7 protein-coding genes are annotated in these 11,239 nt (G+C 61.6%); 4 read left to right on the top strand and 3 right to left on the bottom strand.

Annotated features, from left to right (window positions below):
• Positions 1 to 132 precede the first annotated feature (132 nt).
• The 4 genes from HS122_17780 (at position 133) to HS122_17765 (ending at position 6,545) form a co-directional block, all read left to right on the top strand.
• Entirely contained in the window at positions 133 to 717 is a 585-nt protein-coding gene (locus HS122_17780; protein ID MBE7540248.1) for a sigma-70 family RNA polymerase sigma factor, read from the top strand.
• 8 nt (positions 718 to 725) lie between these two features.
• The gene (locus HS122_17775; protein MBE7540247.1) at positions 726 to 1,721 is read left to right on the top strand and encodes a FecR domain-containing protein; all 996 of its coding nucleotides are present in this window, start codon (positions 726 to 728) and stop codon (positions 1,719 to 1,721) included.
• Positions 1,722 to 1,768: 47 nt separating this feature from the next.
• Positions 1,769 to 5,125 carry a carboxypeptidase regulatory-like domain-containing protein gene (locus HS122_17770; GenBank protein ID MBE7540246.1) on the top strand — a complete coding sequence of 1,119 codons (3,357 nt, stop codon included), beginning with the start codon at positions 1,769 to 1,771 and terminating at the stop codon, positions 5,123 to 5,125.
• A 118-nt stretch (positions 5,126 to 5,243) separates the two neighbouring features.
• Positions 5,244 to 6,545 (top strand): Na+ dependent nucleoside transporter, encoded by a 1,302-nt coding sequence (locus HS122_17765; protein MBE7540245.1) that lies wholly within the window; start codon positions 5,244 to 5,246, stop codon positions 6,543 to 6,545.
• Positions 6,546 to 6,580: 35 nt separating this feature from the next.
• Here HS122_17765 and HS122_17760 read toward each other — a convergent pair whose 3' ends face one another.
• The 3 genes from HS122_17760 to HS122_17750 form a co-directional block, all read right to left on the bottom strand.
• Positions 6,581 to 8,044, bottom strand: a complete 1,464-nt coding sequence (locus tag HS122_17760) for a DUF1501 domain-containing protein (GenBank protein MBE7540244.1) — start codon at positions 8,042 to 8,044, stop codon at positions 6,581 to 6,583.
• On the bottom strand, positions 8,041 to 10,563 hold the full coding sequence (locus HS122_17755) for a DUF1553 domain-containing protein (protein ID MBE7540243.1): 2,523 nt from the start codon (positions 10,561 to 10,563) through the stop codon (positions 8,041 to 8,043). The genes HS122_17760 and HS122_17755 overlap by 4 nt, the downstream gene beginning before the upstream one ends.
• A 165-nt stretch (positions 10,564 to 10,728) precedes the next feature.
• Positions 10,729 to 11,232: a hypothetical protein gene (locus HS122_17750; protein MBE7540242.1), complete on the bottom strand. Its 504-nt coding sequence runs from the start codon at positions 11,230 to 11,232 to the stop codon at positions 10,729 to 10,731.
• Positions 11,233 to 11,239: the final 7 nt, after the last annotated feature.

The following is an 11,239-nucleotide window of genomic DNA, read 5'->3' as shown; positions in this document are numbered from 1 at the left end:
CATCCACCAAGACCAGGCAGCCGGCATTTTCAGCTACAGACAATTTGTCGGATTTCGAATCTGTCCGGCTGGCCTCACCCAACACCGAACTCTTGCCAGCAAACGAAGCCCCTCACAGTTTAAATCCCTAACGTGAGTCCTCCTGAAACACCCCTGTCGCCGGACCTGGCAGACCAAGCCAAGTGGTTTGCTGAAAATCTGCATCCCCACCGTGGGCCGCTGAGGGCCTACGTTCGGAGCGCATTTCCAACCCTCCAGGAGGTCGACGACGTTGTCCAGGAGTCCTATTTGCGCGTGATCAAGGCCCATGCCGTCCACCCCATCCGGTTCTGCAAGGCATTCCTTTTCACCACGGCAAGGAACGTGGCCATCAATTTGCTCCAGCGCCAGCGCATCAACCCGCTGATGCCTGTAGCTGATTTGGCTTCATTGGCGGTCTTGGATGAGAAGGCCGATGTATCCGAAGCAACCTGCACGAAGGAAGAGATTGCACTGCTTGCCGACGGGATCGACGCACTGCCCGCGCGATGCCGCGAGGTTTTTGTCCTCCGGAGAATCAAGGGAGTGTCACAAGCGGAGATCGCAGCTCAATTGGGCATTTCAGAGCAGACGGTGCAGGCGCAGGTTCAGCGTGGTGTCAAGGCGTGCGCCGAATTCCTTCGCCGTCGCGGAGTACGGCGCGAATCCACGGTGCGCATGGATCGGCCAGTGTCCTGAAACCAGCCATGAAGTCGGAAATTGATGCGAAGGCCGCCGAATGGTTTGCGCGGCGGGATGGCGGATGCAGCCCAGCCGAGAAGGAGGAGCTGGAGAGCTGGCTGCACGAGGATGTTCGGCATGCGGAGGCCTTTGGACGCTTGGAGATGGCTTGGAAGACCTTTGGAAAACCTGCCGACACGGGTTCCACGGATGCACTGCTCATGGAACTCGCTGGGCGGCGGTCGCGGCGACTTCGACGCCGAAAGCTGGCGGCTTTTGCCGCAGCCGCGGGATTTGCGGTTGGGGTGGGCCTGCTGTCCCGGCTTGATTTGCAGCGATCCGAACTGGCATCGGCAGGGGCGATCGTGCATCGCGCAACGGAGCGCGTCCTGCCCGATGGATCCAGGATAACCCTGAGGGACGGTGCCGACATAGGCGTGCAGTTTTCGACCGGGGAGAGACGGGTGCTGCTTGTCGAGGGGGAGGCCTGGTTCGAAGTCGCCAAGGATCCCGCCCGCCCGTTTGTCGTGAGTGTGAACGGAGTCGAAGTCCGGGCCGTCGGAACCTCCTTTGCTGTTCAGTTGAACAGGCGGAGCGTTGACGTGCTCGTCACTGAAGGGACCGTCAGTGTTGGCTCCTCCGGTACGAATCCTGCGGTGCCGGAAAGTGTCAAGGTGACTGCCGGCAACCGCATTGTCCTGAGCAACGAGATAAACGCGGGGCGGGCTCCAATCGAGCCGGTCTCGCGTGATGAAGCCAATCATCAGCTGAGCTGGCGCACGCCACGGGTGGAGTTCAAAGGCACGCCGCTTGTGGATGCGGTTGCGACAATGAATCGTGAGGCTGAGGGAAAAACGGCGTGGAGGCTGCGAATTGTCGATCGTGATTTGGAAATGATGCGGGTCAGCGGCATCTTCCGGGCGGACAATATCGACGCCTTTGTGCTGCTCCTGGAGGTGGGTTTTGGGGTCAAGGCCGAGCGGGACAAGAACGTCCTCCTGTTGAGCAAGGATATGCGCTGACCCGGAGGCTTGCGAGCAGTGGACCTCTTTCGGGAGCATGGTGACGCATGCGGCATCGCCTGAGCATTCTTGTGGGGCTGGGTTTGCTGGCATTGGCTGTTGAAACTCCAGCAGCGCCAGTGAGTGCGCCCGTGCGAGCGTTCAACATCCCCGCGGACGCCCTGGAGCCGTCCTTGCGGCGTTTTTCGAAGCAGGCTCGGATTGAGGTTCTTTTTCCGACGGATGTCGTGGCCGGTCGTCGCGCAAATGCGGTAAAAGGTGAATACACTGCCCAACAGGCGCTCGATGTCATGCTTGCCGGCACCGGTTTCCGGGCCTTTCAGGACTCCCGAAGCGGAGCGATCACGCTGATTCCCGATGAAAAACCGACTTTGATCGCCGGTGGCGGAAGTGCAGTGACGCGTACCCAATACAACAATACGCCTGAGCGCACGGTTGGAGAGGGGCTGGCGTCAACGCATGGGGAGGGTGCTGTTTCGCTGGCACCACGGCCCGACCCAAGGTCCGGCCCGGGTACTGGCAGCATCGCGGGCAGAGTGTTCAACCCCGTCACCCGGGAATATGTGCGTAATGCGCAGGTGGAGGTTTCCGGTGGCGGGCAGGTGGCCTTCACTGCCCAGGACGGCTCCTACAGTCTGCGGGGTGTTCCCGCAGGTGTCGTCACGCTTTCGGCAATCTACACGGGCTATCGGATGGCGGCCAAGCGGGTGACCATCGAGCCAGGTCGCACGACAGTTGGAAACTTTGAACTCCATCCGGCGCATTTTGCGTCGGAGGCCGCGGACGGCGAGCCGGTCATCGAATTGAACAGATTTGTTGTTTCAGGGTATCGTGAGGGCAGCGCAAAGGCCATCATGGAGCAGCGTGCTGCGGTCACATTCAAGAACGTGGTTGCCTCTGACAATTTTGGGGATGTCACGGGCGGAAGCGTGGGCGAGTTCATCAAGTACCTGCCAGGGGTTGTCATGGACTACGTTGATTCCGACGCCCGCACGGCCCGCATAGGGGGACTGAGCCCCGTCTACGCAGGCGTGAGCGTGGACGGGATGAACGTGGCCAATGCGTCGGATGCGGGTTTCAATGCGGAGTCGCGGGCATTCGAGTTCGAACAGGCCTCGATTGTCGGCGTCGATGCCATCGAGATAATCCGAACGTCCACCGCGGCCATGGATGCCGATTCACCGGCAGGGCGGATCAATCTGCGCAGTCGTTCGGCGTTCGACCGCAAGGGCCGCGGGATCACCGCGCATGTGACATTCACCGGCAACGAGTATTCGTGGAGCCTGAGGAAAACACCGGGCCCCTACGGCACGCCAACCCACAAGGTGAGACCGGGGTTTGCATTCACGTATTCCGATGTGTTCCGGGAGAAGCTCGGCGTTCAACTCAGCCTTGGCGGGAACACCGTCGCAACCGAACAGGCGGGTGTCACCCACTTCTACAACCACCTGGCGGGAAGGGAGCCGATCCTCACGCGAATTCTATTTCGAGATGCACCCAAACTCTCACGCCGGGCGTCATTCAATTTCAGCACCGAATACAGGCCATCTCCCCATCTGACCCTTTCGCTCAGAACCTCGGGCGCTCATTGGGATGATGGCACCAATCTCAGGCAGATCGGATTCCTGGTGGATCCCGGGGCTGTTACTCCTGACTCGAGCGCCACCTCTCTTGTGGCATTGCCGTCTGCAAATGCCAGTTCACAGGTGCAATACACGACGGATCGAAGAAACAGGGCGAATGCGACGGTGACCTATGTCCCGAAGCTCGAGTACAGGAGGGACGACCTCGTTCTCACGCTCGGGGGTGGATACTCCCGGTCGCGCACTTCATTTGAGGACATGTCCGATGGCTACTTCAAGACGGTGGCGCACCGGCTGACACGCATCGGCTTCACAGCGGCTCGCAGCACCGCGACCGATACCGATTGGGTCTTTTCACAGACATCGGGGCCATCCTGGAGCGAAGTGAAGAACTACAATCGCACCAGCACCTTTTCCAACAATGTCTCGAGCAGGCCGCAGGTGTTGGAGCATCAGCTTCGCGCGATGCAGTTTGATGCGGAGAAGACCGTTTCGATCCTTGGCCAGCCGGTGCAGATCCTGACCGGAGCGAAAACGAGGGAGGCTCTCCATGAACAGACGAAAAGCGGGCTCTTGAACTGGACTTATGTTGGGGCCGCGGGAATGGCGACTGCGCCGGACACGGTCCTGCCCACAACCACGCAGCCCGGTTTCGATGCGCGCACGGGAGGGAACATCGGCACCCTGGGTATTCCAATGACCGACCCCTATGCCACGTACGCGCTGTTCAAGGAACATCCCTCCTACTTTTCTCCCGCAACAGTGGCCAACTACATCAACGGGAATTTCCGCAATCGGTCCGTGCGCGAACGGGTCGACGCCCTCTATCTCGAGGCCAATGCAAGATGGCGCTCGCTTCGCATGAACCTCGGCATGCGCCGGGAATGGACGGCCGTCCGGACAAGGACGATCGACCCTCGTGCGCGATCCGCGGTGGAGGCTGCGGGCTACAAACCAGACACGCTGGAGTTTGCGGACTATCAGTATCGCCACGGCCTGCAAACGACGCGGACCGGCGGATACGCGAACACGTTCCTCAGCGGAGGCGTCAAGTATGGATTGGCGCGCTCCCTGGATCTGCAGTTGGCGGGCAGCCAGTCCATCGGGCGGCCGGGTTTTGACCAGATGCTGGGTCTTGTCGTGATCGATGAGTCAAACAAGACGGTCCGTATCGCGAACCCGAATCTCAGGCCGGAGACATCCGACAAGATTTTGGCTGGACTGCATTACTATTTCGAGCCTGCCGGCACCTTGAGTTTCACCGGATTCCGAATGTCTGTCAGAGACATGGGTGTCGCCAGCACCCAGATCAGCGCCGCCGAGGCCGGTTACGCGGATGACCCTGCGCTTGCGGAATTTGCGTTCTATCAGCCGACAAATGCGCCCGGGATGATCCGCATCGATGGATTTGATGTGGAGTACAGCCAGCAATTGGTCTTCCTGCCCGCGCCGCTTCGCGGCATCAGCGTCTTCGGATCGTTTTCCCGGACTGCGGCGAGCGAGCGGATTGAGGCTCACATCCCAAAGTCCGCCAATGGCGGCATCCGCTACGGCAATTCGCGGTTCAATGCCCAGATGAGATTCACCTGGCAGGCAGCTCGGTTTGATTCATCTGTCGAGAGTGAGGAGATCTGGCAATACGAGCGGCTGATGTTCGATTTCAGCGGGGTCATCAGGCTCAATGACAACTGCGAGTTTACAATCACCGGCCGAAACATCTTCAACGAACCCATTCGAACCTACTCAAATTCCCCCGGCTTTCTTCGCACGATCAACCGGTATGGCGCCGCCTGGACCGTGGGGATCCGGCAACGATTCTGACCCGTGCGGCCGCGGATCCTGGAAACGATCACTGGATGACAAACGCGGGCGTTCGCGAAACGTGTGTTCTCGCTCGCCGAGGCAGCCGCGTCTGGCAAGCTCGCCTCACACTTTCCCCATGGAGACTTTCTCCCACCTTTGGCGGGGCCTGGTCGGCATCGCCGCGTTCATTGGCATGGCGTATGTTTGCAGCGAGAACCGCCGCGCGATACCCTGGCGGCTGGTTGGAGCCGGGTTCATATTCCAGGTCATCTGCGGCGTGCTGGTGCTGCGCGTGGAGTTCGTCCGCTCCGCTGTCGACGCAGTCGGCAACATGTTTGTCGCCATCCTCGATTTCAACAAGGCCGGCTCGCAGTTTCTCTTCGGCTCGCTGGTGACCGACACCAAGTCCTTCGGCTACCTTTTCGCGTTCAATGTGCTGCCGACGGTCGTCTTCTTCTCAGCACTCACCTCCCTGCTCTTCTACCTGGGCATCCTGCAGCGCATCGTCCTGGCTTTTGCCTGGATGATGTCGCGGACCATGAAGCTGTCCGGCGCGGAGAGTCTGAGCGCCTCGGCAAACATTTTCCTCGGACAGACGGAGGCCCCTCTGCTGATCAAACCGTATCTCGAGGGCATGACGCGATCGGAGATGCTCGCGGTCATGGTGGGCGGCATGGCCAACATCGCCGGCGCGGTGCTGGTCGCCTACATCGGCATGCTCGGCGGCGAGGATCCGGTCCAGCGGCTCCTCTTTGCAAAACACCTGATCACGGCCTCGATCATGTCGGCGCCAGCCTCGCTCTACATTGCCAAGATCATGATTCCGCAGACGGCGGAGGTGGACCAATCGCTGGTGATACCGAAGGACAAGCTCGGGGCCAATGCGCTCGAGGCCGTCGCCAATGGCACCACGGACGGCGTGAAACTCGCCGTGAACGTCGGTGCCATGCTGCTCGTGTTCACGGCCTTCATCGCGCTGTTCAATGCGGTTCTCTCCTCCGGGATCGGGGGGTGGACGGGTCTCAATGGCTGGATCGCCGGGCACACCGCCGGCCGCTACGGGGAGTTGTCGCTTCAATACATCATGGGCGTCGTGTTCGCCCCGGTGGCATGGCTGATGGGGATTGATGCCGGCTCATTGACGACCGCCGGACAGGTCATCGGCGAAAAGACGATCCTGAATGAATTCTACGCCTACAGCACTCTCGGCAAACTCATCCAGGGCGGCAGCCTGCCCGACGCGCGCGCGCAGGTGATCCTGACCTACGCCCTGTGCGGATTCGCCAACATCGCCTCGATCGGCATTCTCATCGGAGGCATCGGCACGCTCGCGCCAAACCAGAGGTCCACGCTCGCCCGCCTGGGGGTCAAGGCGCTCATCGGCGGCAGCCTGTGCTGCTTCATCGGCGCGTCGATCGCCGGCATACTGGTGAGGTGATTCGAGCGGGACCGCCGCGGGGCCGTTGAACCGCGTCAGGCCAGCACGCCTTTCACGACCTTGCCATGCACGTCGGTCAGACGGAACTGGCGTCCCTGGAAGCGGTATGTCAGTCTTTCGTGATCGATGCCGAGCAGGTGGAGCACGGTTGCCTGCCAGTCGTGCACGTGAACGGGATCGTTGACGACGCTGTAGCTGAAGTCGTCGGTCGTGCCGTAGGCGATGCCAGGTTTCACGCCCCCACCCGCCATCCAGATGGTGAAGGCGGTGCCGAGGTGATCGCGGCCATAGGCCGGCTTGGATACATCGCCCTGCACAAACACGGTGCGACCAAACTCGGCGGCGCAGATCACGAGCGTGTCCTCGAGCAGGCCGCGCTCCTTCAAATCCTTGATGAGGGCGGCCGCGGGCTGGTCGGTGTCCTGGCACTGGATCGCAAGCTGGGTCGGCAGATTGTTGTGCTGGTCCCAGCCGCTGTGCATGAGTTGGATGAAACGCACGCCGCGCTCCGCGAGCCGCCGCGCGAGCAGGCAGTTGCGCGCATAGCTTCCCGCACGATGCACATCCGGCCCGTAGCGTTCGATCACCTGCGGCGCCTCCTTGCTGAGGTCGAGCAGGCCGGGAACGCTCGCCTGCATCTTGAAAGCCATTTCGTACTGCGCAATGCGGGTTTCAATCTCGGGGTCCGCCTGCTGCTCGAACTGATGCGCATTCAGCGCGGCAATGTCGTCGAGCAGCGCGCGCTTCTGCGCGCGATCGAGCCCCGGGGCATCGTTGAGATAGAGCACCGGTTCGCCCTCGCTGCGCAGACGCACGCCCTGATATTTCGAGGGAATGAAGCCGCTTCCCCAGTAGTGCTCGTAGAACAATTGTCCGCAGGTCTTCTGCCGGTCGGCGGAGGTCAGCACGACAAAGGCCGGGAGATCCTCCACCTCCGAGCCGAGTCCATAGGTGAGCCAGGCTCCCATGGAGGGACGCCCCGGAATCTGCGAGCCGGTTAGGCAGAAGGTGACTCCGGGGGAGTGGTTGACCGCCTCCGTGTGCATGGAGTGGATGAAGCAGAGCTCATCCGAGATTTCGCCGATATGGGGAAGCAGCTCCGACAGCCAGCGCCCGCATTTCCCATACTGCTTGAACGGCTTGATCGCGGGAAGAATGGGAAACTTCTTCTGCCCCGACGTCATCGTGGACAGCCGGGCCGAGCTTCGAACCGACTCCGGCAACTCCTGAAGTCGAAGCTTGGCGAGCAGGGGCTTGTGGTCGTAGAGGTCCACCTGCGAGGGACCGCCTCCCTGCCAGAGCAGGATGACACGCTTCGCCTTCGGCGCGAAGTGCGGAAGGCCGGTGATCGCGGCGCCTTTCGCCGGACCGTTGACGACACCCGAGAACAAGGGGCGCGTCAGCAGCGAGGCGAGCGCCGCCGTGCCGATGCCGGTCGCGGTGCGACCAAAAAACTGGCGGCGCGTGAGGTTAAGGTGATGTTCGGAAAGCGGATTCATGACTTGGTCAGGGCTTCATCGAGGTTGAGGATGGCCAGGCAGAGCGCGGCATAGGCCGCGTGCTCGGCGGGGTCGATGGACGGGTCGACCGGATGATCGCCGATCGCCAGGAATTCGCGCGCCGACGAAGCGTCGGCGCGAAAGCGTTTCAGTTGCCTGCCGAGGCTGGTCTTCAGAAGTTTCAACTCCTCGCCATCCGGCTGACGCGCGAGCACCAGGCGGAAGGCCATGCGTATTCGGCTGGTTGAACGTCGCCCGCCATCCTTGATGACGTGAGCTGCGAGCACGCGCGCGGCCTCGACGAACGTCGGATCGTTGAGTGTGGTCAGCGCATGCAGGGGCGTGCTGGTGAGCGTCGTTCGCACCGTACAGGTGTTGCGCGACGACGCGTTGAAGATGTTCGCCGGCGCAACGGTCCGCCTCCAGAAAGTGTACAGGCTGCGACGATACAGGTCGGCGCCGTGGGACTGCGGATAGGTGAAGTCGCGTTCCTTCGTGATCGCGAGCGAACCCCAGATGTCCGCCGGCTGGTACGGGTACACCGGCTTGCCGCCAAGCTTGTTCACGAGCAGCCCGCTGACGGCGAGTGCCTGATCCCGGATCAGCATGGCGGGCAGGCGAAAACGGGGGCCGCGGGCGAACAGCCTGTTCTGTGGATCATGCTCGTTCAGGATGCTGTTCGATTTCGAACTCTGCCGATACGTCGCGCTCGTCACAATCAGCCGGTGCAGCGCCTTGACGTTCCATCCGCTCTCGCGGAATTCCGCGGCGAGCCAGTCCAGCAGGGCGCGGTGCACGGGCGGCTCGCCCTGGACCCCGAAGTCCTCGCTGGTCTTGATCAGGCCGAGACCGAAGAAGGTCTGCCAGTATCGGTTGACGATGACGCGTGCGGTCAGCGGCTGTTCCGGACTGACGAGCCAGCGGGCCAGGCCGAGACGGTTGTGGGGAGCACCAGCGGAAAGCGGTGGAAGAAACTCAGGCGTGGCAAACTCCACCTTCGCGCGGGGTGCCTCGTAGTTTCCCCGGTCAAGGATGAACGTGTCGCGATGCGGACCGTCCTCCATGACCATCAGGCGCGGGTGCTCGTCGTTCTTCAGCAGCTCCAATTCATCAAACTGCGAGGCAAGCGGCGCATCGATCTCCTTGAGCCGCGTCTGAATGAAGGCGCGTCGCGCCATTGCGGTCTGCGTTGCGGTTCGCTCCGCCGACGGGCGCTCAACGATTTTCTTGATGACGACATTGTCATAGTTTGGATCCGCGACCACCTGTTTTTCCCATTCCGTCATCCACGCCTTGACCTTTTCCTCAACGAGCGGGGAGCCGAGGTACTTCTCCAGTTCGTCGATGCGCGCGAGCTGCTGCGGCGTGATCAGATCAAGGATGGGATTGGCGACACGAACCTTGTAGGCTCCGCCCGAAACGACGCCGGTCTCCGGCACCTGGTTGAAGGCCGCCATCATCGCATAATAGTCCTTCTGGGAAATTGGATCGAACTTGTGATCGTGACACTGGGCGCAGGCCATCGTGAGGCCGAGCCAGTTTGTCGACGTGGTGTCGACCCGGTCGAAGAGGGTGACATTTCGCTGTTCCTCCGGAATCGCACCGCCCTCGCCGTTGAGCAGGTGATTGCGGTTGAATGCCGTCGCAATGCGCTGCTCAACCGTCGGATTTGGAAGCAGGTCGCCCGCGAGTTGCTCGATCGTGAACTCATCGAAGGGCATGTTCGCATTCATCGCGTTCACGACCCAGTCGCGCCAGATCCATTGAAACGTGTCGCCGTCCTGCTGGAAGCCGTTGGAGTCCGCATAGCGCGCCGCATCCAGCCAGGGCAGCGCCATTCGCTCTCCGTAGCGCGGGGAGGCCAGGAGACGGTCGACGACGCGCTCGTAAGCGCCCGGCCTGCGATCCCGGAGAAAAGCATCGATCTCGGCGAGCGTTGGCGGCAGCCCGGTGAGATCGAGCGTGACGCGCCGGATGAGCGTCTCACGGCTTGCCTCGGCTGAAGGCTTCAACTGCTCCTGTTCGAGTTTCGCGAGGACAAACAGGTCGATCGGATTGACCGCCCACCCCTTCTGTTTCACGACGGGAAGTTTGGGTCGCTCGATCCTCGTGAACGCCCAATGCGGCGAGAACGGCGCGCCCTCCTCGACCCAGCGGCGGAGCAGGCTCCTTTGCGCATCGGTGAGGGAGCGATGCGACTTCCGCGGTGGCATCCGCACGTCCTCCTCGTCGGAAAAAATCCGGTAGATCAGCTCGCTGTCGTCCGGCTTGCCCGGGACGACCGTGTCGTCCTTGCGCTGGCCTTCCAGCGTATCGAGCCGCAGCTTGGCCTCGCGTTTGGCGGGATCCTGACCGTGACACTGGAAGCAGTTTTCCGAGAGGATCGGCCGAATGTCACGGGAGTAGTCGACCGTTTCGGCTGCCCAGGAATTGACCGCGACCAGCACGATGACCGCCACGCAGGCTCCACGCCATTTGAGAATCCGGTGCTGGATGGCGGGAGGGAGCTCAGTTGTCATCGATAGGAGACCGGCGAAAGTAAACGCCGGGACCGGCCCGCGCGTCTAGCGTCAATTGACCTCGATTGATTGCATTGCTCGAGCGGCATTGAATTTTCATCCACTCGTGGAAAGACAAAACGGGCCGCGCAAGTGCGCTGTTGCGCCGAAATTTCCGGGGCCGGCCTAATTCTGGCTTCCCCCCGGCTGGGTTGTCGTCTGCTGGCGAAGCAGCCGGCGACGCCGCACCTCGGCGGCGATGGCGTCGAGGCGCTTCGCTTCATCCGCCGGAGTGGGATTGAGCACGACGGCAGGCTGCGGCACAGGGACGTTTGCAGTTGTAGGTGCCACCGCCGGAGCGGCGGGAGCGGCTGATATTTTCACCTTTTGCAAAGCCAGGGTGAGCGACTGTCCGCCGAACTCCACGACCACCGTGTCTGCGTGGGAATCGTAGCTCTTCACCGCGATGGCTGCGCCAGGTTCATTGATCCGCACCCAGGTGCTCAGGCGTTTTGATGGTTCAAAAAAATTGAACTGTTGGTGTCCTCCCATGACGAGTACGCCACGAAACTCAACTGACGAGCTTTCGACCACGGGCCCGGCGGCTTGGGACTCGGGTGGCAGGAAGGGAGAACGTTTGGTCGCGGTTTGCGCCATGGCAAGGGGCACAAGCGTGATCGCAAATGCCATGAGGGTG

The sequence above is a fragment of the Opitutaceae bacterium genome (genome assembly GCA_015075305.1).
Classification (GTDB): Bacteria; Verrucomicrobiota; Verrucomicrobiia; order Opitutales; family Opitutaceae; genus UBA6669.
Note: the sequence above shows the minus strand (reverse complement) of the source record. Positions and strands in the feature narration are given on the sequence as shown.

What these genes read in the sequence shown, in the direction of transcription:
- HS122_17775 (MBE7540247.1), top strand. Translation starts at nt 726, where the DNA reads ATGAAGTCGGAAATTGATGCGAAGGCCGCCGAATGGTTTGCGCGGCGG.
- HS122_17770 (MBE7540246.1), top strand. Translation starts at nt 1,769, where the DNA reads ATGCGGCATCGCCTGAGCATTCTTGTGGGGCTGGGTTTGCTGGCATTG.
- HS122_17765 (MBE7540245.1), top strand. Translation starts at nt 5,244, where the DNA reads ATGGAGACTTTCTCCCACCTTTGGCGGGGCCTGGTCGGCATCGCCGCG.
- HS122_17760 (MBE7540244.1), bottom strand. Translation starts at nt 8,044, where the DNA reads ATGAATCCGCTTTCCGAACATCACCTTAACCTCACGCGCCGCCAGTTT.
- HS122_17755 (MBE7540243.1), bottom strand. Translation starts at nt 10,563, where the DNA reads ATGACAACTGAGCTCCCTCCCGCCATCCAGCACCGGATTCTCAAATGG.
- HS122_17750 (MBE7540242.1), bottom strand. Translation starts at nt 11,232, where the DNA reads ATGGCATTTGCGATCACGCTTGTGCCCCTTGCCATGGCGCAAACCGCG.